The sequence below is a fragment of the Burkholderia sp. KJ006 genome (genome assembly GCF_000262695.1).
Classification (GTDB): Bacteria; Pseudomonadota; Gammaproteobacteria; order Burkholderiales; family Burkholderiaceae; genus Burkholderia; species Burkholderia vietnamiensis.
Genome location: NC_017922.1, coordinates 768,828 through 794,480, shown reverse-complemented (window position 1 = coordinate 794,480; position 25,653 = coordinate 768,828). Strand labels below are relative to the sequence as shown.

The window sequence follows — 25,653 nt, the reverse complement described above, 5'->3', positions numbered from 1 at the left end:
CTCGATGATTGCCTGGACGGCGCTGCTGTTACTCGTCATAGCGGCAGGCGCAGGGTTAACTATCATGCTGTGGCCGACTGGCAGTCTGACCAACGGCCCCTGGTTCTGGCTCGGTGTCTTCGTTTATCCCACCCTGGCCTGGGCATTCTTGCTATTCGCGTGGCTTGCATACGGTTACGTCCGTCGCAATCAGGCGATTGCGACGAACTGCGTCAGCGATAAGGCCGAGCAGGAATGTCACGAAGCGGCGGGCAGATCGCTGGAGATATTGGGCCACGCCTGGTATTTCTCCGCGGACGATTCCGAAAACTCCCTCGAGGGCATCTTGACAGGATTGGAGCGGGCGAAACCGCGACCGAGCGGCGCAGTCGCGGATACCGACGTCAATGCGCGATGGCTCAACATTCCCGATATGCATTTTCAGTCGGGCAACGAACTTGCCGAACATGCCCGCCATCATGCCGTATTTACGTGGTTGCTCGAACGTTTGATTGGCCGTGTCCTGCCGCAGCTGAGTGCTCTTTCGCCAGGAACCAAGCTCCGGGTCGAGCTTCAAGATCAAACGAGGCTGGAATCCGAGGTAGTTGCAGCGCGTGTACGGGAATTGATCGCCGCACGAGCGCCCTTGCTGAAAGTAGAAATGGAATCCGGTGAACATGCACCGTCGCTCTTCCGGGCGGATGCATGGCTCGACAATCGCCGCGGCGATACAGCCCGCCTGCTGATTGCCGTGAACCTTTGCGATGCAATCAGTACGATCTTGTCCGATGGCGTGGCCGAAGCGGGTGTCGTGCTGCTCGTTGGGCATCCGCGCCTGACGTCACCGGCCATCCGAGCTGAGCTGCGGCTGCATCGCCCGGCCAAAGGTGCCTTTGATGCTGCTGCGCGCACGCTTGAGCTTGCCACCCGTTGGGGGCAGTCGTCACGCGATCGTCTGCGCACAGTGTGGGTACATGGTCTGACCGGCGACCAAGTCGGCGCCGTTCGGCAAGCCGCGGCACTTCCCACCGAAACGCGATGGATTGCACTCGAGACCTCAGTAGGCAACTGTTCTGACGCAGGGCCATGGCTGGCCGTCGCTCTTGCCGCAGAAAGTGCCCAGACAATGGGCGAACCGCAAATGGTGCTGTGCGGCGAAAGCGACGAACTGGTCGCCCTGATGTGCAGAAAACAGACATGAGTAACGACAAGAACGACAACAAGACCCTACCGGCCGGTCTCTTCATCGGCATCGCGGCCTTCATCGTGTTCCTTGGCCTCGGTATAGCTGTATGGGTGGCGGGGCCTCGTCAGGGGTGGTCTCGCGATACGCGGATTATCATCGAACTCGTGCTGTTCTCGACTTGGCTGGTGGTGATCCTGACGCTCAAATTTTTTGAAGCGGTACTTCTTTGGATTGCCTCGCTTAGAGCGAAACGCTGGTTTGTTCGTTACGATGCCAATGACCGCGCCGCGCCCGTGGCGCACGGTGACGAGGACGGACTATCCGGGCCAGTTGATCGGGCTGCTGCGCTACGCAATGCCTTGCGTGACCGATATGGCTGGCGTTGGCGTTACCGCGAACGATGGGTAATCGTCGCTGGTGATGTACCACTGGTGAAACGCCTCGCACCACGACTCGTGGACAACGGGTATCTGATCACCTGTGACACGGTGCTGCTGCATGCCAAGCAAACCCGGGAAGCTCTCGAGACCCATTGGCTCGATCAGATTCGTCGACTGCGCCGCGGTCGCCCCGTCGATGCCATTGTGGCGATAACCCGGAACCGCAGTTTTGCCGCTGCGCCATTTGATGCAGAGGAGGTCGGCCAGCGTCTGGCCCGTATCGCCCGCGCGCTGCGCTGGGCCGCACCCGCGTATGTTGTGAACGTCACCGACTTCGGTAGCGAAACGTCAAGCCCCGACGAAGCGATCGGGTTCACTTGGTCAAACGCGCGCGTGAACGCAGCCGAGATCGACGCGTCGCTGCAAGACCTCGCTTACTGCCTCGCGGAGGCCGGCGTCGTGCGTCTCACCAAAGATGCTCACGACCGCTACCCCGCTGAGCTATCGCAACATATCTCGAACCTGAGCGGAGCACTGTCCGGTCTCGTCGTGCAAACCACCCACTCCCGTGCCTGGCGACATGCCATTCACGGCCTGCTGTTCGCGCCGCTATTCAAGGAACGGGAGTTGGCGCCGGCGGCGCCCGTCGACGCCAACGGCGACGAGCCAGCGGTCGGCCCGCAACATCGAACCATCTGGCAGACCGTCGGCGAGCACAGCCGCAAGATTCACGGCCGCCGAGTAGGCTTCTCGCTTTCTACCGCGGCCGCATGGTTCGCAACGGCCCTCATGGGTTGCTGGATCGCTGGCACGACGCTGTCCGGATTCGTCAACCGTGCAACGATTCAGGACGCGGCAGACACGGTCACGAATCTCGCCATGGTGCAGGATCGCACACGGGCATTACAGGGCTTAAATGACCTGGATCGACAAGTCGACACGCTCGAATTCCACCAACGCGAAGGCGCCCCATGGACGTCGCGGTTCGGTCTGAACCGCGATGCCGCGCTGCTCGACGCGCTCTGGCCAAACTATGCCGATGCTGCGAGCCGCATCCTGGTTGGCCCGATCCGTCAGAAGCTCGAGGAACGCCTGCATCAGCTCGCGTCCCTGTCCGATGCGCAGATTGCCAGCGGTGGCAATACACAGATTCAGGCCTCCTATGACACGCTCAAGGCTTACCTGATGCTCGCGAAGCCCCAGCGGGCCGTCGCTCCGTTCCTGACGCCGCTGCTTGCCGCTACGGCCGTGCCTTCACGTCCGGCCAACTCGACCATGTCGTCAGGTGCCTGGGAAGATTTGCGTCTCCATGCGATCGCGTTCTTTGCAACGCATCTCGGCCGAGACACCGCGTCGAATACCTCCGCGCTCGCAATCGTTCCAGACGGCAACCTGATTGCGTCGACCCGCCAAACGGTAATTGGCGTGCGCGGCATCCAGAATTCGACGGATGCGCTCTACCGCCAGATCGTCGACGAAGCTACGCCCAAGTACTCGCCGATTACCCTCGCCACGCTGCTCGGCGACACGACGAGTCGTGGCCTGTTCAACACGACGGCGAACGTCCCCGGCGTTTTCACGCGCGCCGCGTGGGAAGAACGCATTTCGAAATCGATCGACGACGCCAGCGCGCAGCGCGACGTGTCGGGCGACTGGGTGCTGTCTGACGCAAAGGCCAGCAACCAGACGCCGTCGACGCTGAAGGCCGAACTGCGCCAGCGCTACTTCGAGGATTACGCGCGCGCGTGGGCGCTATTCCTCAACAGCCTGCGCTGGCAATCTGCACCGACGCTGTCGGCGACAGCCGATCAATTGACGCTGCTGGGCGACCCGCAGCGCTCGCCGCTCGTCGCGTTGATGAACGCGGTCGTCTACCAGGCGGGCACGGGCGCGAATACGCAGTCGCTGTCGGACAGCCTGATCAACAAGGCGCAGCAGCTCGTCGGCGCGACGGAGAAAGATCCGGCGAAGCAGGCCCAGCCGCCGCTCGCGCCGCTGGCCGCCGCCTTTGGTCCGATCTTGCGCTTGACCGGCAGCGATCTGGTGTCGGGCGCCCCGGCAAACGGCAAGGCAGCCGCGCAACTCGCCGCGACCGGCGACCTGAGTCTCGCGCGCTACCTTGAGCGCGTGACCGCGATGCGTCTGAAAGCATCGCAAATCGTCGCCGGCGCAGATCCGGACGCGATCGCGCGCCTCGCTGCGCAGTCCGTGCTGCAAGGCAAGACATCCGACATCGCCGACAGCCGCGACTACGCGAGCCGCGTGGCCGCGAGCCTCGGCGAACAATGGTCGGGTTTCGGCGAACTGCTTCGCGCACCGTTCGATCAATCCTGGCAGGTCGTCGTGCAACCGGCCGCGTCGAGCCTGAATGAAATCTGGCGCACGGCGATCGTGGCCGACTGGAACAAGACGTTCGGTGCGCGCTATCCATTTGCAGACTCGGACAACGACGCGTCGCTGCCCGAAATGGCGCGCTTCATGCGGCCCGACAACGGCGTGATCGCTCAGTTCGTCGCGACGCAGCTGGCCGGCGTCGTCGAACGGCAGGGCGACCGTTGGGTGGCCGCGCAAGGAGCCGACCATGGCGCGTTGACGATCGATCCATCCTTTCTGAACGCGCTGAACAAGCTGACGCGCATCTCGACCGTGCTGTTCCCGGCCGGCGACGCGCACGTGCGCTACGAACTGCAAGCGGTACCCACACCGGGCGTGACCGACATGAAGTTCGTGCTGTCCGGCCGCGAACTGCATTACTTCAACCAGAAGCAGGAATGGATGCCGTTCGAATGGCCGGGCCAGTCACTGGAGAATCTGTCGCACATCGAATGGCAGACCGAGCGCGGCGGTCTGCGCACCGCGCTGGATTCGCAAGGCCGCTTCGGCCTGATCCGGCTGCTGGAGCGCGCAAAGGTGTCGCAGCAGGACAGCGCGCGCTATCTGCTGACCTGGACGCCCGATACGAGCCAGGGCATTCCGCTCAAGGTTCAGTTGCGCAGCGAGGCCGGCGCGGGTCCGCTCGACGTGCTGCAGCTGCGCAATTTCACGTTGCCGGCGCGGGTTTTCCTGACGGGTTCGGCCAAGTCGGGACCGAAACTTTCGGGCGCGAGTCCGCCGCCGCTGCCTCGGTCGATGATCGAAGCGGCGAAGCATGCCGCGGTACCGCTCCCGCGTGGCGCATTGTCGGAGGTCGAATGAAACTCGGCGGACTGTTCCAGAAGCTTTTCCCTGCTCGCGTCGACGCCGAGCAGTTGGTGCAAGCCAGGCTCGATGCCTGGAATGCGTGGTTGCTGCCGCTTGCGGGCGACGGCGGCGTCGGCCGCGATCCAGGCTACGAGGACATGTTTTTCGAACTGCGCGAGGAGACGCAGAAGCTTTCCGGCATCGACGACGGCCTCATCGTCAGGTCCTGCGAGCAATTGCTCAAGGAAACCGGCAAGGATCTGCGTCTGGCCGGCTACTACGCATTTGCGCGGCTGCGGCAGGACGGCCCCGCAGGCTTCGCGGACGCGCTCGAACTCGCGGCCGCGCTCGTCGATCGTTTCGGCGAGGCCGTGCTGCCCGCGCGCGCGGAGGCGAAGAAGGGCGCGCTCGAAATGCTCGCCACCGCACGTGTGGTCGACCTGCTCGACAGCCGCGGCGCATTCCTGCCGGCCGACCTCGAGCGTGCACTCGCCGCGCTCGATGTGCTCGTCGCGGGGACGAGCACATGGCCGGAAGCCGCGCGTCCGAACCTGCAACCGCTCGTCGTGCGTTTCGAGCGCAGCGGCGAACCCGTGCGCAGCGCGGAGGCGGAAGCGGTTGCGTCGACGATACCGTTCGCGTCGACGTCGACGAGCACCATCGCATCGACACGCGACCTGCTGGATCAGGCGCGTGCGATGGCGGTCTGGTTGCGCGATCAGGAGAACGGCTACTTGCCGTCGGTCCGGCTCGTGCGCAGCGTCCGCTGGGACACGCTGCACGAGGTGCCGCCGACGGACGCCGCCGCACGTACGCGGCTCGTGCCGCCTCGCGGCGAGCTGCGCCAGCAGATGAAGCGGCTGGTCTTGCAGAAGCAGTGGCACGAACTGCTCGAACGCGTCGAAGGGGCGTTCATGGAGGGCGTGAATCACCTCTGGTTCGATCTCCAGTATTTCCAGCACGTCGCGCTCGACCATGTCGGTGCGCCCCATAACGCGTGGAGCGAGCTGCTGCGCGCGGACTTCGCGCTATTCCTCGAGCGCCTGCCCGGCATCGAGCGGCTGGCATTCAACGACGGCACGCCGTTCGCCGAAGACGCGACGCTCGAATGGATTGCGCGCCACGCGGTCGTGCGCGACCTCGAAGCGGGCGAGGCCGTGGCGCCGTTGCCGGTGTCGGCCGATAGCGAAGGCGATGCCGGCGACTGGCCGGAAATCGAAGCGCAAGCGCGGGATCTCGCCGTGCGCGAAGGCGTGGAGGCGGCATTCGCGTGGCTCGAGGCGCTGCCCGGCATGAAGACCGATCGTCATCGCTACCTGCAGCGGCTCGTGATGGCGCGCCTGGCCGATCATGCCGGCCGGCCCGATACCGCGCACGCCCTGCTTGCCGAGCTCGATATGCATTCGCGATCGCTGCCGCTGGTCCGCTGGGAGCCGGCGCTGGTTTTCGAGGTCAAGCAGCAACTCGTGAGGGCGTTGAAAGCGATGAGTGCCCGCAAGGACGCCGACAAGCCGACGCTTGCGCGCCGCATCGGCGAACTGCAGGCCGAGCTTACCGTGCTCGATCCCGGTCGGGCACTGACACTTTCATAACGACACGATCAATGGAAAACGACGATCCGATCCTGCGCTACTACGAAGCGGAAATGCGCTACCTGCGGGAGTCCGGCAAGGAGTTCGCGAAGGCGCATCCCGACCGCGCGCGACTGCTCAACCTTGATCGCGTAGGCGATCGCGATCCCTACGTCGAGCGATTGTTCGAAGGCTTCGCGTTCCTGACCGGCCGACTGCGACAGAAGCTCGACGACGAACTGCCGGAACTGACCGAAGGACTGGTGAGCCTGCTATGGCCGCACTATCTGCGGATGATTCCGTCGCTGTCGATTGTGGAGCTCGTGCCGCTCGCGGAAAAATTGCAGAAGACCGAAGTCGTGCCGGCGGGCGTGCCCGTGCGCTCCGCGCCGATCGCGGTACCGGCTGCGGCTGGTGGGGAAGGCGCGATGCCGAAGACCGTGCAATGCGTGTACCGAACCACACAGCCCGTGACGCTGCAGCCGGTCGCGATCGCGCACGCGAGTCCAAGCGTACGTCACGACGGGCGCTCGGTGATCCGGCTCGGCTTCACGCTCGACGAGTCGGCACGCCGCACGGAAACCGATTTGTCGCAACTGCGCTTGCACCTGAGCGCGGACCTGCCGACTGCGTTCGCGATGCACGTCGCGCTCACGCGCCACGTCGATGCGATCCATTGGCGGGTACCGGAGATTCGCGACGGCGAAGCCGTGCCGCTCGATGGCGTGACGATCAAGCCGGCCGGGTTTTCGAGTGAGGAGCGGCTGTGGCCGAAGGCCGATGCTGCGTTTTCCGGGTATCAGCTGCTGCTCGAGTACTTCACGTTTCGCGAGAAGTTCCTGTTCGTGGACCTGTGCGGACTGGACGTCACGAAGCTGCCGGAGCGCTCGACGCAGTTCGAGCTGGAGATCGTGCTGAAGCATGCGTATCCATCGGACCAACGCTTCAGCGCTGAAAACGTGCGGCTATTCTGCTCGCCCGTGATCAACCTGTTCGAGCTGGATGCCGAGCCGATCGAGATCGACCATCATCAAACCGAATACCGCGTGGTGCCGGCCGGGCATCAAGGCGAACACGTCGAAACGTATTCCGTCGACGCGATCGACGCGTTCGACCACGAAACGGCCGAGCGGTATGAATACGTGCCGTTTGCAACGTTCCGCCACCGCGGCGGCATGCTGCGCCACGAGGCGCCGGAGCGGTATTTCCACACGCGTGTGCGGCCGGGCGTTTCCGGGCTGCACGAAACGTGGGTGATTCTCGGCGGCCATGCATGGGAAACGATGGACGCGCTGCCCGAGGAAAGCCTGTCGCTGCGCGTGACCGGCACGAACGGGTTGCTGCCGCGCAAGGGACTGCGCGAAGCGAGCCTGAACGAGCTCGCGACCAGCACGCAAAACGTCGCAGGTGTGCGCAATCTCGTTTCGCCGACCTTGCCGCTGTATCCGCCGACGGAAGACCGCTTCCAGTGGCGCGTGCTGTCGCATCTCGCGCCGAACTTCCTGTCGATGATGAACGCGGAAGTGCTGCGCGGGGCGCTCGCGCTGTACGACTGGACCAACGACGAACTGAACCGCCGACGTCTCGCGGGCATCTTGTGGGTGTCACAGGAACTGATCGAGGAAGTGTCGGGCGGCGCGGTCGAGCGAGGGGTGTCGATCGAGGTGACGCTCGACAGCCACGCGTTCGCCGGCGACGGCGACGTGATGCTGTTCGGCGAGCTGCTGCACCGATTCTTCGCGCTCTACGCCGACATCAACCTGTTCACGAAGCTCGCGATCGTCAGCCTGCCGGCGCAGGCGCGCACCGAATGGCCCCGCAGCAAGGCCGAGCGGGCGCCGCTATGAAGCCGCAGAACTTGCCGAATCTCGACCCGCTGGTCGCGTCGTTGATGGCACGCGCACCGCTGATGAACTTCATGCAGCTTTGCCGGCTGCTCGAACTGCGTGTTCCCGGGCGGCCGGGGTTCGGTACACGCGATGCGCTGGCGCACGAATCCGTGCGCTTCCGGCCGCGACCGCGTACGGGTTTTCCGGCGGGCGAGGTCGCGTCGGTCGACTTCGATGACGAACGGCCCGATGCGCCGCCGACCGTGCGTACGACTTTCATGGGGCTATACGGCGTCGATGCGGCGATGCCGTCGCACATGATTGACGACATCGTGCTGCGCGAGGAAGGGCACGAAGTGGTCGAAGCGTTTCTCGACCAGTTCAATCACCGCTTCGTCACGCTGCTGTACCGTGCGTGGAAGAAGTACCGTTATCCGGAGAGTTTCCGCGACGGCGGAGCCGACGCGCATTCGCGCAGTCTGCTGTGCCTGGCCGGCTTCGGCTGGGGCGACAAGCCGCAGCGCGCAGGACTGCCCGATTCGCGGATGCTCGCGCTGCTGGGCTTGTTGATTCAGCGAACGCGAACGCCCGAAGGTCTCGCAGGCGTCGTTGCGCTCGCGGTGCCCGGCGTCGGTGTGCGGGTCGACGAGTTCTTTCCGGTGCTCACGCGGGCTGGACGGCCGCGGCCACTGACTTCCGCGGGCCATGCCCCGGTGTCCGACGGCGCTGCTCGCCGGGGGCTCGGGGGCGGCTACGTGCTCGGCCGCAGGCTTGCCTATCGCTGTCGCGCGGTGCTCGTCACGGTGCAGCCGGCCGACGCGCGACAGGCCCAGGATCTGCTGCCCGGTGCTCGGCTGCATCGGGAGCTGATGGCGGTGGTGCGGTTGTATGTGGGCGTAAAGGCGGACGTTCATCTGCGTATGGAGATTTCTTCGCGACATGCGCCCAGGCCGGCGATCGGGTCAGCCTTAACGGATCCGTCGCCGCGCCTCGGCTGGACGACCGTTCTGCCGGGCGATGAAGAGCGCTTTATCAGCATCGCACTCGGCGTCTGCGAAGCGTTTCCCGCGCCCAGGCCAAATCCGCGCCTCACCGCGTCGCATGCTGCGTAATTGCTGCCAGCAAGAAGGCAAGGCCGCTCACGGCCGCCGTGCTTTCCCCCGGTCCAATACATGACAATTTCAGGAACGTCGATGTCCATCCGTTTCGTTGCTTCATCGCTTGCTTCTCTCGCGCTGCTGTCAGGTTGCGGCGCATGGCAGTCCGTCTCGGACGCCTCGTCCAGTGCATATCACGCCGTGTTCTTCAAGCAGGTCAAGGTGCTCAACATCGATCTGTCGGCCCGCGAAGCGCTGAATCCCGATGATGCAGGACGCCCCACGTCGGTTGCGGTGCGCGTGTATCAGCTTAAAGACCGCAAGATGTTCGACGGGGCGTCGTACGAGGACCTTTTGCGGAACGACCGCACGGTGCTTGCGCAGGACCTGCAGACGAGTATCGGTGCCGTGCTGAACCCCGGAGCATCCGCGAGTCTCACGCAACCGATGCAGGCCGACACGAAGTACGTGGCAATCGTCGCGTTCTACCGGAACCCCGGCGATGGCGACGGCTGGAAATACGTGATCGAGAAAAAGAAGCTCGACGCGGACAAGCCGTTGAGGCTCGAGTTGGTCGACCAGTTGCTCATTGCGTCGGGGGATGCGCGTCGGAGCATTTCGCGATAGTGACCTGCCGCCGGTATTAGCCCGAACTGCCGTTAGAGTTCGCGGCTAAAGACTGGTGGTTTGCATCGCGCGCATGAGCGAGCTGCACAGGCGTCAGATAGTCGAGTGAACTATGTGGCCGCTTGATGTTGTACTCGATACGTCGTTCCTCGATCAGCCGCTTGGCTTGGCGCATTGAGACGAATAGTGCTCCTCGTTCAGGCATTCATCGCGGAACTGCCCGTTGAAGCTCTCGATATAGGCATTCTCCACCGGCTTGCGGGGCCGAATGAACGGCGGCGTGACTCTGGCTTCGTAGCCCCGTGCAGCCAGCACCTTGCCAGCGAACTCTGGCCCGTTGCCGACCGTGAAACGCGTAATCGACAGAAAGAAGCTCGATGCCGAAAAGCCGCTAAAGCTTACGTTTAACGAAGAATCGATCGAGTTACAAGCTGACGCCTCGACGACACGGAGAAGATCGCCATGAAGGATCTTTTTGTTACGGTCAATGCCAAGTGACAACATCGTTATTTCGATAAATATCGTGGTCCTGAAATAACTGCTGTCAGGTATCGTCAAATTCGGATCGGTCCGATGGACTTTGTTTCCGAGACTTGATGTACTTGTAAGAAGTCGACGGCGTTGCGTCCCAAACCTCTTGACGGGCAACTTTGTCAGTGTGAAACCACTCGATCTTACGGCGACCATGCAAACTATCCAGGACGTGCTTGCTCACCCGAGCGCGATCGTCACACAGCCTCTTCATCTCGAGATAGCGACGCTGCAGTCGCCCGTTTCTGTGTTTTCGTTTGTCCTGACGGAAGAAATGAATGCACCGTTTGTCGCGGACATCACCGTCACGTCGAAGGACAAGCATATCGACGGCGCCGCCGTAGTCGGGCGCCCCGCCATCTTCACGATTGAAGAACATGCGTCGGTGCCGTCATTGTCTGAACTGATCAATCCTGTCCAGCGTGCAGCGTGCAGCGCGCACGGTGCACGGCATCGTGACCCAGTGGACGCGGATCAAGACATCGCGCGATGAGGCGACTTACCAGGTGCTTCTCAAGCCGCGTCTTGCATTGCTCGGGCAGGTACATGATTCGGCGGTGTTCCTTGACCGGTCGTTTCGCGAATTGCTGACCGACACGATTATCGACCGCGAACTGTTTCAATCCTACGATGTCGAGTTCGAACTGGATGGACTTGATGCGAAGCTGGATCAGACCGTCATGTACGAGGAGACGGTTGCGAATTTCATCGACCGGCATTGCAGGCGTGCCGGTGTCTTCTATTACTTCAAACACGCAAACAAGGAAGACGGACCGCAGCGGGACACGCTGGTATTCAGTAACACGGCGCGCGGATACATGCGAGAGATCGAGGTTCCGCTGCTGCCGAATTCGGGGCTCGTAAGCTGGCATGAGGCGATTCTTGAACTGAATGTGACGCGTTCGCTCGTGCCGCAGACGGTACGTGAGTGGGATCACAACTACCGGCAGCCCGATGATCCATTGCAGGTCGAGTCGGCTGTGGCTGAACAGGGCGACCGCTCGGTATACGGCAGCGTCAATCGCAGCATTGAGCATTTTCATACGGCCGAGGAAGGGCAGGCACTTGCGGATGCGCGGCGTGACGGGCTGATCACGCGTCAGACGCGTATCGCGGGCAAGAGCAATGTGATGGGCGTGATGCCGGGCATGGTGGTGCGCGTGATGAACGACGTCACGCCCGAAGCGCCACATGGCTTCGTGATCACGAAGCTCGTCACGACAGGCAGCCGCAAGGAGTCGGTGACCAATCAGTTCGAGGCGATTCCATCGCATCTAACCTACCGGCCCGAGTATGTACCGGAAAGGCATTGGCGCTGGATAGGAGGTGCACTCATCGGCATCGTGGAATCCGGTGACGACCAGCCGTATGCGTGGATGGACGAGTATGGCGGTTATCGGGTGCGGCTTCTGTTTACGCGGCACACTGGCAAGCGCGGTGCAAACAGTATGTCTTTGCGCTTGCTGCGTACGTCGGCCTCATATCAAGGCGGCCTGCATGTTCCATTGCTGCCGAACACGGAAGTTCGCGTCATTGCGACTCAGGGGAATTGTGATCGCTTACTGATCGCTGGGGCCACCCACGACTATGCGCGACGGGACCTGGTGCATGGCAAGGAGGGCTGGTACAGCCGTGCGGTGTTCCGCTCGCCGCTGCTCGGCAACAAGCTGCGCTTCGAAGATCTGAAAGATCACGAGGGCATTCGGCTCGCGACGGTGTTCGGGCAGTCGTCGCTGAACATGGGTTATCTGGTCGACAGCGAGAAGAACAAGCGCGGGGAAGGCTACGAGCTCACCACGCAAGGTTGGGGCGTAGTGCGTGCGGCAAAGGGGCTGTTCTGGTCGGCCGACCCGGTGAACCGGACCGCTCCGCACCTTGAAATGCAGGTCGCGATCAAACAGCTGCAGGCCGCTATTCAGCGCGTGACCGCGCTGGCCAATGCGACCGGGCAGGCAAGGGCCACGTCGGCCGATAAGGCAACGCAATCGAACCTGATGGACGTGCTGGACCAGTTGAAGGACGCGGGACTGCTTGCCAGCGCGCCGGCCGGCATGGCGTTTGTCACGCCGAAATCGATCCAGCAGGCCGCCGGCGAGAACGTGATCGTGACGGCTGGTCAGCACGCGGACGTAAGCGTGGTCAAGCGTTTTACCGTCGCCGCGGGCGAACTGATTTCGCTGTGCGCACACAAACTCGGCCTGAAAGTTTTTGCCACGCATGGCAAGGTCGAGATCCAGTCGCAGAGCGATGCGATGGATCTGGTTGCGGCCAAACAGCTGAAGCTAGCATGTGCGGACGAAGACGTGCTGGTGGTCGCCCGCAAGAAAATCGTGCTGGCCAGCGGCGGCGCCGCACTCAAGATCGAAGACGGCACCTTCGAATTCATCGGTCCGGGAGCCTTCAAGATCAAGGCCGGATCGTTTGTGTTCCAGGGGCCCGGGAATGTCAATCCGCCATTGCCCGTTCTGCCCAAAAGCAATCTGAATTCACCCGACGACTACCCGCTTTCGCACTGAAGCCTATGATTATCAGTCCGCCTCTCCTGCTCCCCGTTCCTGCTTCGAATGATCGATCGAAGGACGATCTGTTGATGGACGAACTCGACAAGATCGCCGATAGCGGCGGCATCTATCCGGTCGCTTTCGATCGCCGATGGCATACAGGTGTGCATCTCGTTCCGTCGGATGACCGCTCGCTGCCAGTGCGAGCCATCGCGGACGGGGAGGTTGTGGCCTATGGTGTGTACCAGAAGCCAATAGCCGACGTGTTCGACGACAAGAATACCAACGCGGGATTCGTGCTGCTCAAGCACAGCAGCGAGACAGGCGAAAACCGTAAATTGACGTTCTACTCGCTGTACATGCACCTGCTTGATCTGGATGGCATGACGACCGACGGTATTCAGCCGCCTGCGGTCAATGAGCCCCACAGCATGTCCGACTGGCTCCGGCATTCAACTGGCGCGGCTGTTTCGGGCGGGGGCAGGAAGGTTCGGCGCAAGGATATCCTCGGATATACGGGGCGGTGTCAGGGCAAACGGCATCTGCACTTCGAGATCTTCATGACGCCCGGCGATTTCGATGGCTATTTTGGCGCCACGCAGCTAGGGCACCAGCAGGTCGAGACGTCACAAGGGAGTGATTGCTGGGGCCGCAGTTACTACGTGATTCCTGCGAACCAAACTTTCCGCGCGCAGCCGCCCGGCGTGGACGCGCACCACAAATTGCACGGGATCCAATTCGCCCCCAAGCAAGAAGGGCAGAATGAACATCCCTTGTACGTTGAGGTGTATTTCAACAAGGGGGACAAATTCACTAACGTCTGGAGCATTGCGGCCGACGGTAGCCGCATGCTCCTCACCCCTGCTCCGGTGTGTGAAGCACAGTTCGAATACGACTTGTACAAGCGTGCAACTGCACTGTACTCATTCTGTGCGAGCGACGGGTACGAAATGTTGCGGTTCGGGCGGATTCTTAGCCAACCGGCAACATTGCCGCCGATCCCAGATCAGGCGACGCCCGCAACCCTGAATCCGCGCGCGACATGGTATTGCATTCCGTTCGCAAGGGGACAGCAGGGATATATCGACATTAGCAAGTCGAGCATCAAGAAACTGTCGGACGCGGATTTCCCGTTCTTTATGGGGTGGCGGAAGATCCAGACGCAGACCGCACCGGTTGATCAGAACGGGCTATGGGACCTCGATAAGCTCAAAGCGCTGGTCCGCGCATCGATCGGGAACGTCGGGGCAGCCGGCAGCGGCGCGCCAGTGGCACTGCAAACCGCACAGCAGAAAAACGAGTCCATGCGGCATTACATCAGTGATCCGGACCACAAGGCGGTACAGCAGCTGTTGCATGGCTTTATCTGCGAAGCGCCCAGTGAATGGGATAGTGCCAATCTTGAACCTCGCTATCGCAACCTGCTGGACGAAGGGGAGCATTTCGAGGGAAACCAGAACGCGTACAACCAGTTTCTGGAATTCGTCAAAAAGCTTCAATTCTGGGATAAGACGGGTTTGTCTGCAGGCGGAACGGTATGGTTTTTCCATCCGCTCGCGTTCATCCGGCATTTCAGGAAATGTGGGTGGTTGGACATGCGAGAGCTGGCACAAACGGTTCCTGCCGACCAACATCGAACAATTACAACAGTCTCGCGCCTGTTCGTGAGCGAACTTCGAGATCGCCATCATCGACTCATGCGGCCGGCGAATCTATATCCCGCCTTGCCCGACACCATGCGTAAGTACGGAATCAATACACCCCTGCGGATGGCTCATTGGTTTGGGCAAACGTTTCGGGAGACCGGCTTGTTCTCGTATATGCGCGAGCTTGGAGAAGAGCCTTATCTGACAAATTACTATGAGGGACGTTGTAACACCCCGGTGCGTCGACTAATAAACGGGTCAATGAAGGTATTGAGCCCACTCGGAAATTGCAATCCCGGGGATGGTGTTCGTTTTTCTGGGAAAGGGATGATACAGCTGACAGGTGGTGATAATTACCGCGCCTATCAAAAGTATCACGGCGGGATAAATTTTACAGTTGACCCTGGGCCTGAAAACATAATTAATGACCCTCATGACGCATGCGACGCTGGCGGGTACTATTGGGCGAGCAAACAAAGGTATCGCAAAGACACAATAACAAACCGACTTGTGCCGCTTGGATCTCTGGGTGTTAATTATTGGGCTGATAGGGTTGAGATTTCAAGTTTTTATAACGTCGTTCAAATTAACGGAGCTGTCGACGACGTTACGAGATGCGTTAACTCTGTGCTTGATGGACGAGATGATAGACGGGAGTACTTCAAAAATGCATACGCTTATCTTTCGGATTTATCTGTATTTCCTAATGGGTATAAAGTTCTTCCTGACTAGGTCGTACAAATTGCGTGTCTTGGGTGGCAGTCTGCTGATGTGCTTTGCAACGGGCGCGTCGGCAGTATCCCAATGTGGTTTCACGCTGCCAGATAGGGTGGGCGCGATTGTTTTGGAAAACGGTGGTGACTGCTCTATGGTCGCACAAAATATTATAAATCCGGCTGGCTTGAATTACCTTACGTTGCTCAGCTCGAACGTAGCAGATGTGCTTTCCGATAACACGTTCCTTGTTAATGAAGGTGGCAAGCAATATTTCGTGAATGAGGATGTTGATGACTCGAATGTCACAATTAAAGTGGTCAAGCAGTATCAGGCAACACCTATCCGCGTTAATGGAATGGGTGGTTTCGAGGGGCGAGCTGATTTCTTCGTCCAAGTCATCCCCAAGGCGCAATGGAAAAATGCCGCACCGTATTCTGGTAGAGTTTCTTGCCTTATTGACGTAATCGGAGACGAATCCCGGTCCCTCAAATCTCGGTTTTGCACTCCAAATACCGCCCTGGGAAAGAGGGAATTAAAGGATTACAGATCATTTCTTCGCATGATCAAATAAGTGGCGGGCGAACGCGCCCACTCCCCTCCAAAGGTGGGGGATTGGCTGCATATCAACTTTGAATATTTTGGACGATGGGCTTTTCGGAAATCCAATCGCCTCGCTCGCGGGAATTAAATGGGTGGCAATCTGGTGAAAATTTTTTTGGCATCGATGTTTGGGCTTGGGTTCATGCTGTCAACGTCGGTATTCTCTGATGTCGGAGTCGCGAAATCCACGGATTCCATCAATATAAATGTAAAAGGAGGGGGAAATAAATAACACTCTTCGCCATGAAACGGAGCGATCACTAAGGAAATTATCAAATTCCGATGCAAATAGGAAGGTGATGGAGATTATTACGTGGGACGGAATAGCGGGGCACGGAATGATCGTTGCAGCTCGCGAGGGAATAGGTCGATCTGCTGGTTGCGCAATCTATGAAAAAATTGGGGATTCTGATTTTGAATTTGTGAATGGCCAGCCATTCTGTTGGTTTTCCAATCCATCGGGTGAATCCAATAAAAATTCCTTCAGTATAAAATTCACTGAAAAAATTAGGCAATCACATGACGGCCCACTGAATGATATGTGGTTTGAACTATTTTGCGATAGGCGCGCCGGAATTTTTTGCGATCCCTCTTCGCGATCAAAAAAGTTTAAATGTAGCAATGGATTTTCTGGGCAAGGCGGTAATAAATCGTCGGACGGCAAATGAGATCACCAATTCGTAAGGATGATGAACTGGAGCACGGCGGCCGGGTAACGGGCGGTTCGTCGACCATGGAATTCATGGGCCGACCGCTGGCCCGCAAAGGCGATGCTGCGCTCTGTGACCGGCACGGCGAAACCGTCATCGATGAGGGCGACGAATCGTTTCCTGACCAGGACGGCAGGCCAGTGGCGATGCATCTGCATCGTTGTGCGTGCGGCTGTCGGCTGATCTCGTCGTTGCAGAACGTACACATCGGCTGAGCATGCCCGTCGATCTCTCGCCAGCCGGTCTTCCATCAGCGTATCCGGCACACGGGCCGCGCTTCTGGCCGTGGCTGCTCGGCTGGCTATTATGCTGCGGGCTCGGCGCGGCCGCGGTGCTGTTGCTGTGGCCAACGGGCACGCCAGCGCGCGGCACGCGGTTCTGGCTATGCCTGTTCGGCATCCCGAACGCCGTGTTTTTCGCAGCGCTGGCCATCGCGCGGACGATCTACGAGGCGAATTACCTCCACGCGCTGTTCCGCAACAGGCATCGCGCAGCCTGGCTCCGCGACCGCATCCTTACGGCGCAGCGGCCGCTGCAGGTGCTCGGCGCCGGCTACTGTCTGCCATTGGGCGGCAAGCCGCTACGCGAGGTACTCGCCGGGAAGACGTCACTACTGGAGGCACGCGTGCCTCGTAGCGGCACCGGTCGTGTCGTGCACAACCGTTTTGCCGATGAGGACCCCGCGCTCCGCGAAGACGCGGATGCGCCCGCTCTATTTGATACCGAGCTGCCGGAGGACCTCGACGCCGGGCATGTCGAGGCTTTCGCGCCGGTCGAAGCGCAGGATCCCCGCGCAACCGTATCGCCCGCCGTGCGCTTGATTGCACAGGCGCTGACACCTCTCGTGGAAAGCCTGCTCGCGCTCTCGCAGTACGGCGTGAAGTACGCGCCTGCGGTGCGCGTACTGACGGCCTCCGAAACGGCCCGTGTGGATGTGGAGCAGGTCGGGTTGGCACTGCAATGGGTTGGCCTGCCGGACCTCGAGTGCTTCGCCGTGCCGGCCACAGACGGTCTGATGGTGGCCGATGCCTGGCTGGATGCTCGCGATCAGCGACCGTTGCTGATCATCGCAGCGGAATGGCATGACGCGGCACCGCCGGGCAGTACTGAGGGCGCGGTCGCCGTGCTGCTCGGCCCGGGCGTGTTCCAGTTGCCCGGGCCAATAAGCGTGCTCGGCCAACTGCACCGTCCGGTCGACGACGAGCTTGATGCTCTGGATGCGGTGTTGGCGAACGGCGTGCTGTGGGGCAAAACCGATTCCGACACCGTCGCGACGGCGTGGATCAGCGGCCTGGAAGGGGCGAGCGATACAAAACTGCTGGCGGCGCTGCGTACCTCCGGCCTCGCGGCCATCGCGAAACCGGAAGCCCAGCGCCGGCCCGACTCTATCATCGGGCACGCTGGCGCGGCTGGCGGGTGGTTGTCGGTTGCCGCGGCGCTCGAGGCGACCGCCGGAACCCAGCTGATTCTCCATTCACCATCGCCAACGTCGATCGCACAGGCCGCGATCCTGCATGTCAACAACCGAATGAATTACGAAGAACCTGATGACGAACGCTCGCAATAACATGCAGATTCTCGGGACGGCCGAGGCGGAGTCGACCGACACCAGCAGGCTGCTCGCCTGGGGGCCCATATTTCTGACACTGATCCTGGCCGGAATCGCGAGCGCGCTGGTGTGGTTCAAGGGTGACCTGTTCGGCGTGCTCACGCGCGAGGCGAAGCTCGGCGCATCAGTCTGGATTTTCCTGGTGCTCGTGGCGGTGCTTCTGTTGCACGTGGGGCTGCTGTTCGGTGGAGCGTACCGCCTTGTTGGAAGGGCATTTCGTGCGGAAATTCGCGATCGGGGAGCCGCAGTAAAGCAGACGAAAAGGCTCAAACGCGACGCTCGCCTGCAGACCCTCTGTGACGAACTGCGCGCCACGCGCGGCTGGTCGTGGCGTTACCGAACACGTTGGCTGCTTCTGAACGGTACGGACGCCCTGATCGACGATGTCGCGCCCGGCCTGAAGCGCGCGGGTGTAATGCCCGTTGCCGACGCGATCCTTGTGCATGCAGCACCGGACGGCATTGATGCCGGAGAATGGCGCCGCCAGATCCGGCAGCTACGCCGCCGACGTCCCGTCGACAGCGTCGTCCATGTCACTGATGCAAACACACGCGAGACCGAGCTGCCGCGCGCATTGGCTGGGCTCGCGACGGATCTCGGCTGGGCTGCGCCCGTCACACTCCTGCACACGGTGCCGGCCAAGGGTGGCCTCCCCGAGTCTTTCGAGACAATCGGCGCGTTCCCAGGTCCGTCGCTCCGCGGTACACAACCCGCTTCGGCTTTGCGCGAGCAGCTCGCCACGATCGGCCGGCACACGGCAGACGCTGGCGTGCAGCTCTGCGCCACACCCGCACGGGTCACATATCTGGCCCAGATCTCCCATTACATTGACGAACAGTGCGAAAGCATCATCTCGGGCTGGAATGCACTATTCGCCTCGCACTGGCATCGGTCCCAACTGACCGGTGTAATGTTCGCGCCTGTCTTCGAGAGTACCGTCGCTGCGCCGGCGCCCGTCCCACTGGCATCGACTGCGCTGGCCGGGGCGGAAGCGTTCGTGTCGGCGGGTACGCAACGACCGGGCCTGCTCCAGAATCAACCGGCCGCGTTGCTACCAGCATGGCAAACCATCGCGCTCCGGCGCGGGACCGGCCGGCGGGTCGGCTTCTACTGGCCCAACGTGCTGGCATGGTCGGTGATTGTCGCTGCAGTCGCGTGGTGCGTGTGGATGACCGTATCGTTCGTCGGCAACCAGCAGCTCGCACGCGAAGCGCAAGCGACGGCAAATGCTGCGATCAATACCCGGCCGCAGACCGCAGTGGCCTGGCGCGCACAACTCGCGTTGCAGCAGTTGATCGAAAAGCTCGAGTACCGCCAGCAGCATGGCGCGCCGTGGTACTTGCGCGGCGGCCTCTCGCGCAACGACGAGGTGCTGGCGGGTTTGTGGCTGCCATATCGGACTGCTGCGACCCGCAACTTGCAGACGCCCGTCATGCAGACGATTGACGATCTGTTCAAGGCTGCCGGCCAGGCGCGCGCCGATAGTCTCGAATCGCAGGACACGCGTAGCGGTACCTACAACGCGCTGAAGACGTACTTGATGCTGGGCGTCCGTCCCGTGCCGAACCGGCGTTCCTCAAACGCATGCTGGTGTCCCTGTGGCCGCGTCCGGTCGAGATGCCCTTGGGTGAGCGTGACGATACGGGGCAGCGGCTGGCGGGGTTTTATGCCGATCACCTCAAGGCGCATCCTGAATGGCGCATCGCACTGAACGATGGTCTCGTGACATCGACTCGCAATATGTTGCTCACCCAAATGGGACTCGCGTCGGCCGACGATACGGTCTATCAGGGCATCATCGAAGAGGCGAAAGGCAAGTACGCAGATTCATCTCTCCCAACGCTGCTTGCCGGTGCGGATGCTCATGGCCTGTTTACGGCCGCGCAGACAGTGCCGGGTATATACACGCGTGCGGCATGGGACGGCATGATCGGCGCAGCGATCGAAAAGGCGGCGAGCGAGCGGCGCGTGAGCGGCGACTGGGTGCTGACCGGTGCACAACCGGCGCAGACCATCGGTAACACGCTGTCGCAGGGTGCGATCCGGACCACAGCCATGATCGACGAAAAGCATGCGGCTGAGGAACTGAAGCAGCGCCTGACGGCCCGGTATTTCGCCGAGTACACGGCTGCCTGGCAGGGATTGCTCAATAGCGTGCGCTGGCAGCCGGCGGCGAACCTGAGCGACGCGATCGAGCAACTGACACGTCTCGCCGATGCACAAACCTCGCCGCTCATCGCACTGATGAAGGCGGTTCAATACCAGGCGCAGACAGGGCGGCCATTGCAAGCCCTGACCGACACGCTGGTGCGCAAGGCGCAGAGTCTGATCGGCAGTGACGACCAGGCAACGGCGCTGAGCGTCAACCCGCTCGACAAACCGTTCGGCCCGCTGCTCGCGCTGATGGGCGACGCCGATACCGCACCGGCTACAGGCGGCGACGGCGGAGGCAAGGGCAATGCGGCGGCAAACATCGCGCTGAACGGCGTGAGTTTGTCGCGGTACCTGACGGCGGTCACGACGATGCGTCTGAAGCTGCAGCAGATTGCAAGCAGTTCCGACTCGCAAGCGATGGCACGTTCGCTCGCGCAGGCGGTGTTCCAGGGCAAGCTCTCGGAGTTGTCACAGGCGCGTGACGACGCGGCGCTGACAGCCGCAGCCCTCGGCACGGCGTGGTCCGGCTTTGGCGATGCGGCGTTCGCACAACCGCTCGAGGCAGCCTGGCAAACGATCCTGCAGCCGGCGGCGGCGAGCCTCAACGAGGCGTGGCGGGCGAGTGTCGCGGCACCGTTCAACGCGGCGATGAGTGGCAGGTATCCATTCTTTGACACGAATGCCGACGCATCATTTGCCGAACTAGGACGCTATGTGCGACCCGACACGGGGCTGATCGCACGCTTCGTGACCACGCAGCTTGCGGGGGTGCTGAAGCTCGAAGGCGATCACTGGGCACCGAACGAGCTGGCGCCGCAGGCACTACAGTTCGATCCGAAGTTCCTGGCCGGTATTCGGCAATTGTCGACGGTGGGTGCGCAGCTTTACGTGCAAGGCGATGCGGGGGAGCGTTTCGAGATGATGGCACTGCCCACTCTGAACGTGACGCGCTTGGAACTGTCGGTCGACGGCAAACAGATCGTGTACTTCAACCAGAAGGAAAGCTGGAAGCCGCTCTCGTGGCCCGGTACCGGCTTGAATGGGCATGCGGGACTGACATGGCAGACGCTCAATGCCGGCCTTCGCCAGGCGTTCGATTCGACCGGTGATTGGGCGTTGCTGCGCCTTCTTGGCAAAGCGGACATCAAGCAACTCGACAGCACCCGCTATCAGTTGACGTGGAACGCGGCCGCCGGAGAACCGTTGTCCTATGTGATGCGTACGCAGATCGGCGCCGGGCCGCTCGAATTGCTGAAGCTGCGAGGTTTCCGAATGCCCGAGCGGATTTTTATCGTCGGGAAAGCGGGTGCCATGCCGGTGCTGCTGCCGCCCCTCCCGCCGGAGCTCCAGCCATGAACGAACGCAGGAACAGACCGCCGGCCTTACCACGGGAGTCCGGCGCTTCGCAGGACGTCACTGTGGACTATGGAGCGAGAGTGCGCATGGATGCCGAGCGGATAACGCAGCAAGACGATCCGTTTCTGAAGTATTTCGATTCGGAAATGCGCTACCTGCGCGAAGCGGGCAGAGAATTCGCCGAAGCGCAGCCACAGGCCGCGCGCCAACTGGGGATGACTTCGCCCGGTGCACGGGACGAGCGAGTGGAAGCTGCATACGCGGGCTTCGCATTTCTAGCGAGTCGGCTGCGAATGAAGCTCGATGATGCGCTGCCGGAAGTGACTGATCCGCTGATCGACCATTTGTGGCCGCATGCGGGCCGTACCATTCCGTCGCTGGCAATCCTTCAGTGCGAGCCACGCACGGGCGAGGCCCGGATTCTGGATACCTTACCGGCGGGGCTGCGGGTGCGCTCCACGCCGATTGGGTCCGACGCGACGGTGTGTGTCTATCGCACCACTCAACCGGTACGCTTGCTGCCGCTCGAGATCCGCGAAGCCGGCGTGCGGATGCGAGAGGACGGCCGCACGGTGATCCGGCTTGCATTCAATCTGCTGCATCGCGAGCAGCGTCTGCTCGACGATCTGTCGCGCATTCGCCTGTATCTCCATGGTGATCGGCCGACCGCATCGGCGCTGTATGCAGTGTTCACACGGCAGGTCGAATCGGTCGGTGTGCGTATGCCACGCGTGCTCGACGGTCAGTTGCAACCACAACCGGATGTGCGTTTCGAGGCGGCCGGATTCGGTCCCGATACGCGATTGTGGCCGGTCGGCCACGGCGCCCGCGACGCCGAGCTCGATCGTGAACAGACACTGCTCGAGTATTTCTCGTTCCCGGAAAAATTCCACTTCGTCGACCTCTGCGGATTCAACACGGCAAGCGTGCCGTCCGGTGAGACGCGCATGGAGTTCGAGATCGTGATCGACGGCCGCATGGCCGGCGACGTGACGTTCGACGCGGACAATATCCGTCTGTTCTGCACGCCGGTGATCAACCTGTTCGAAGTGGATGCGCAGGCGATTCGCCCCAATGCCCATGACCGCGATTATCCGGTACGTCCACCTGTTTCCGCTGGCGATCATGTCGAGCCCTACGACGCCTTGTCGGTCGTGGCAGCCGATCCTCGCAATGCGATGCAATTCGAATACCAGTCGTTCAAGGAGTTTCGGCACCGCGGCGGGATGATGCGCTACGAGTCGCCCGAGCGCTATTACCACTCGTCGATTCGTCACGGCGTTACCGGCCAGCGAGAGATGTGGATCACGCTCGGCGGCCATCTATGGGATGAACCCGACAGCCTGCCGGACGGGCACGTAACGGTTCGGGTGCTGGCAAATAATGGCCGTTTGCCGCGTATGGCGCTACGCGAATCGATGATTACCGAGCCGGTATCGGCGTTTGCTGGTGTCGAGCGGGTGCGCAATCTCACGGCGCCGACGATGCCGCTTTATCCGCCGCGTGGCAGCGAATACGACTGGAAAGTCGTTTCACACTTCAATGCGATGGGTTCGACTGAACTCAACATGATGGATGCGAGTGTGCTGCGCGGTGCGCTGTCGCTGTACGACTGGTCGCCACAGGACGATAACCGGCGGCGTATCGAGGCGATTCGCGATGTGTGGCTGGACGAAGACACTGAAATCGTGGGTGCACGCGTCGACAGAATCATGAACGTGAATGTTGGCATCGAGCCATCGAGCTTCGCCGGTCCGGGCGATGTCGCGCTGTTCGGCGACGTGATGAGCCGCTTCGTCGGTCGTTACGCCTGTTTCCATTACGCGGTGCGACTCGTGCTGCATGAAGGTGTGGGTGGACCGGTTCGCCGTTATCCAAGCGCAGTCAAGGCGGGAGGTTGGTTGTGACACAGCAGACGAAACGGACGCGACGACTGAGCCAGCTTGTGGGCGCATGGGTAATGGCCGCTGCACTGCTCTCCGGCTGCGGCATGTGGCAGTCGGCAAAGGAAACGACCGTCGACGCAACGCGCGCGGTATTCACCCGCAAGGTCAAGCAGATGAACCTCGTGATCGAGAGCCGCGCTGCGCTGAATCCGAACGAGCGGGGCCAATCATTGCCCGTCGTAGTGCGCGTTTATCAGTTGAAGGATACGAAGGCCTTTGAAAAGGCATCCTACAGCCGACTGCTTGACGATGATCGTGAACTGCTGAAGGCCGATCTCGCCGGCAGCATGGAGGCCGTACTTGGGCCGGGCGCAACGGTCGAGCTGTCGGCGCCGATGGCGGACGAAGTCCAGGCGGTGGGTGTCGTGGGATTTTTCCGCGATCAGGACGGCGCCACGTGGCAATTGGTGATCCCCAAGTCCCAGTGGAAGAAAACGGACCCGGTGAAACTCATCGTGACGGGCAACCAGATTGAATTGGGCGCGAACCATTGACGATGCAGCGGATGAGCGCGGCGATTCTCGATACATCGACCATGCGAGGCGAGCGGTAGCCAATGACGAAGCATGACGAAATGAGGGAAAACGTCCAGCCACCTCGACACTGAATCCCGCCAGTCCACCCACCCCCACCTTAATTGTTATGAACCCCGCCGCGCGCCGCGCCACCCCGGCGTACATTCGCGACTGCGGCGGCGATCATCCCACCAGCCGGCCGCGTCCCCATCGCCAACATCGGGAGCCGCGCATGAATCAGCCGCACCACATACGAATCATCGGCATGCCGCGCAGCCGCGACGCGTATGCGATCCGCGATTTCCTGCAGCGTCGCATGGTCGCGTACGACTGGTGCGAGCTCACCTCCGACGCCGACTGCACGCGCGAGCTCGGCATCGCACCGTTGCGCGACGTCCGGCTGCCGGTCGTGATCTTTCCGGACGGCTCGCGCCTGTACCAGCCGACGCTCGCGGAAATCGCCGCGCGGCTCGGCTGGGTCGCGCAGCCGCGCTTCGTCGAATACGACGTGTCGATCTACGGCGCGGGGCCGGCCGGTTTGTCGGCGGCCGTCTATGCGGCATCGGAAGGGCTGCGCGCGGTGCTGATCGAGCGCGCCGCGGTGGGCGGTCAGGCCGGCACCAGCTCGCTGATCGAGAACTACATGGGCTTCCCGGACGGCATTCCCGGCGCGGAACTCGCGGAGCGCGCGCGAGAACAGGCGACGAAGTTCGGCGTCGAACTGCTGACGATGCGCGAAGGCGTGCACGCGCGCTTCGTCGACGGCAAGATTCACGTCGATCTCGCCGATGGCTCGGTGCTCGTCGCCCGCTCGAACATCTGCGCGACCGGCATCGAATACCGCAGCCTCGGGCTGCCGGAGGAGCCCGCGTTTCTCAACGCCGGGCTGTTTTACGGCGCCGGATCGAGCGAGGCGCCGATGTGCTCCGGTGAACACGTGTTCATCGTCGGCGGCGGCAATTCGGCCGGCCAGGCCGCGATGAATTTCTCGCGCCATGCGCGCGAGGTCACGATGCTCGTGCGCGGCGCATCGCTCGCCGACACGTTGTCGCGCTATCTGATCGACCGGATCGAGCGCACGCCGAACATCACGGTGCGCTACCGGTCGGCGGTCGACGCACTGTACGGCGACGGCTGGCTCGATGCGATCGGAATACGCACGGACGACGGCCCATCCGAACGCGTGCCGGCCACGCGCCTGTTCGTCTGCATCGGCGGCGCGCCGAATACCGAATGGGCGAAGGACACCGCCATCATCCGCAATCCCGGCGGCTATCTCGTCACCGGCACCGATCTGTACGACTGTCCGGCGTTCGAACGGGGGTGGCCGCTCGAACGCCGTCCCTACTATCTCGAGACCAGCGTGCCGGGCTCGTTCGCGGCGGGCGACGTACGGTCCGGGTCGGTCAAGCGCGTCGCGTCGGCAGTCGGCGAAGGCGCGATGGCCGTGACCTTCGTGCACCGGTTTCTCGGCGAGGACGCGCACCGGCTCGCATGATGCGCGCGTGCATGTGCGCAC

At 61.8% G+C, this 25,653-nt stretch carries 19 protein-coding genes and 1 pseudogene; 18 read left to right on the top strand and 2 right to left on the bottom strand.

Annotated features, from left to right (window positions below; genetic code table 11):
• The first annotated feature begins 4 nt into the window (after positions 1–4).
• The 6 genes from MYA_RS30540 to tssJ (MYA_RS27475) all read left to right on the top strand — a co-directional run bounded on the left by MYA_RS30540 (position 5) and on the right by tssJ (MYA_RS27475) (position 9,849).
• Positions 5–1,180, top strand: coding sequence for a hypothetical protein (locus tag MYA_RS30540; RefSeq protein WP_230973345.1), 1,176 nt, complete (start codon positions 5–7; stop codon positions 1,178–1,180).
• Positions 1,177–4,740, top strand: a complete 3,564-nt coding sequence (locus tag MYA_RS27495) for an ImcF-related family protein (RefSeq protein WP_041494391.1) — start codon at positions 1,177–1,179, stop codon at positions 4,738–4,740. Before MYA_RS30540 ends, MYA_RS27495 begins: the two co-directional genes overlap by 4 nt.
• Positions 4,737–6,317 carry a type VI secretion system protein TssA gene (gene tssA / locus MYA_RS27490; protein WP_014726086.1) on the top strand — a complete coding sequence of 527 codons (1,581 nt, stop codon included), beginning with the start codon at positions 4,737–4,739 and terminating at the stop codon, positions 6,315–6,317. Before MYA_RS27495 ends, tssA begins: the two co-directional genes overlap by 4 nt.
• 11 nt (positions 6,318–6,328) lie before the next feature.
• Complete coding sequence (gene tssF / locus MYA_RS27485) at positions 6,329–8,143, top strand: type VI secretion system baseplate subunit TssF (protein ID WP_014726085.1); 1,815 nt, start codon at positions 6,329–6,331, stop codon at positions 8,141–8,143.
• Positions 8,140–9,237 (top strand): type VI secretion system baseplate subunit TssG, encoded by a 1,098-nt coding sequence (tssG, locus tag MYA_RS27480; protein WP_014726084.1) that lies wholly within the window; start codon positions 8,140–8,142, stop codon positions 9,235–9,237. Before tssF (MYA_RS27485) ends, tssG begins: the two co-directional genes overlap by 4 nt.
• A gap of 81 nt (positions 9,238–9,318) precedes the next feature.
• Positions 9,319–9,849 carry a type VI secretion system lipoprotein TssJ gene (gene tssJ, locus MYA_RS27475; RefSeq protein ID WP_014726083.1) on the top strand — a complete coding sequence of 177 codons (531 nt, stop codon included), beginning with the start codon at positions 9,319–9,321 and terminating at the stop codon, positions 9,847–9,849.
• A 16-nt stretch (positions 9,850–9,865) separates the two neighbouring features.
• Here the strand turns inward: tssJ (MYA_RS27475) and MYA_RS32675 are convergent, their stop codons facing one another.
• Positions 9,866–10,024 (bottom strand): integrase core domain-containing protein, encoded by a 159-nt coding sequence (locus MYA_RS32675; RefSeq protein ID WP_158333106.1) that lies wholly within the window; start codon positions 10,022–10,024, stop codon positions 9,866–9,868.
• Entirely contained in the window at positions 10,003–10,353 is a 351-nt protein-coding gene (locus tag MYA_RS32670) for an integrase core domain-containing protein (protein WP_014726082.1), read from the bottom strand. The genes MYA_RS32675 and MYA_RS32670 overlap by 22 nt, the downstream gene beginning before the upstream one ends.
• Before the next feature lie 181 nt (positions 10,354–10,534).
• Between MYA_RS32670 and MYA_RS32360 the strand changes: the two genes are divergently transcribed.
• The 12 genes and pseudogenes from MYA_RS32360 (at position 10,535) to MYA_RS27430 (ending at position 25,632) form a co-directional block, all read left to right on the top strand.
• Positions 10,535–10,873 carry a phage late control D family protein gene (locus MYA_RS32360; protein ID WP_226211995.1) on the top strand — a complete coding sequence of 113 codons (339 nt, stop codon included), beginning with the start codon at positions 10,535–10,537 and terminating at the stop codon, positions 10,871–10,873.
• Entirely contained in the window at positions 10,836–12,896 is a 2,061-nt protein-coding gene (locus MYA_RS27465) for a DUF2345 domain-containing protein (protein WP_238539616.1), read from the top strand. The genes MYA_RS32360 and MYA_RS27465 overlap by 38 nt, the downstream gene beginning before the upstream one ends.
• 74 nt (positions 12,897–12,970) lie before the next feature.
• On the top strand, positions 12,971–15,259 hold the full coding sequence (locus MYA_RS27460; RefSeq protein ID WP_226246235.1) for a M23 family metallopeptidase: 2,289 nt from the start codon (positions 12,971–12,973) through the stop codon (positions 15,257–15,259).
• A 19-nt stretch (positions 15,260–15,278) separates the two neighbouring features.
• On the top strand, positions 15,279–15,815 hold the full coding sequence (locus tag MYA_RS31590) for a hypothetical protein (RefSeq protein WP_148278615.1): 537 nt from the start codon (positions 15,279–15,281) through the stop codon (positions 15,813–15,815).
• A 328-nt stretch (positions 15,816–16,143) separates the two neighbouring features.
• Positions 16,144–16,512: a hypothetical protein gene (locus MYA_RS31585; protein WP_148278614.1), complete on the top strand. Its 369-nt coding sequence runs from the start codon at positions 16,144–16,146 to the stop codon at positions 16,510–16,512.
• Positions 16,509–16,769: a PAAR domain-containing protein gene (locus MYA_RS27455; protein ID WP_083854929.1), complete on the top strand. Its 261-nt coding sequence runs from the start codon at positions 16,509–16,511 to the stop codon at positions 16,767–16,769. Before MYA_RS31585 ends, MYA_RS27455 begins: the two co-directional genes overlap by 4 nt.
• 2 nt (positions 16,770–16,771) lie before the next feature.
• The gene (locus tag MYA_RS27450; RefSeq protein WP_014726079.1) at positions 16,772–18,121 is read left to right on the top strand and encodes a hypothetical protein; all 1,350 of its coding nucleotides are present in this window, start codon (positions 16,772–16,774) and stop codon (positions 18,119–18,121) included.
• Positions 18,102–20,371, top strand: a pseudogene (locus MYA_RS32355) (ImcF-related family protein); the annotation flags it as partial. The gene MYA_RS27450 and the pseudogene MYA_RS32355, both read left to right, overlap by 20 nt.
• Before the next feature lie 36 nt (positions 20,372–20,407).
• Positions 20,408–21,673: a type VI secretion IcmF C-terminal domain-containing protein gene (locus tag MYA_RS32350; RefSeq protein ID WP_443101908.1), complete on the top strand. Its 1,266-nt coding sequence runs from the start codon at positions 20,408–20,410 to the stop codon at positions 21,671–21,673.
• Between the two features lie 86 nt (positions 21,674–21,759).
• A complete protein-coding gene (tssF, locus tag MYA_RS27440; RefSeq protein WP_014726078.1) occupies positions 21,760–23,580 on the top strand; it encodes a type VI secretion system baseplate subunit TssF in 1,821 nt (606 codons plus the stop codon).
• A 53-nt stretch (positions 23,581–23,633) separates the two neighbouring features.
• Positions 23,634–24,113 (top strand): type VI secretion system lipoprotein TssJ, encoded by a 480-nt coding sequence (gene tssJ / locus MYA_RS27435; protein ID WP_238539614.1) that lies wholly within the window; start codon positions 23,634–23,636, stop codon positions 24,111–24,113.
• Positions 24,114–24,366: 253 nt separating this feature from the next.
• Entirely contained in the window at positions 24,367–25,632 is a 1,266-nt protein-coding gene (locus tag MYA_RS27430) for an NAD(P)/FAD-dependent oxidoreductase (RefSeq protein WP_014726076.1), read from the top strand.
• The last annotated feature ends 21 nt before the right edge of the window (positions 25,633–25,653 follow it).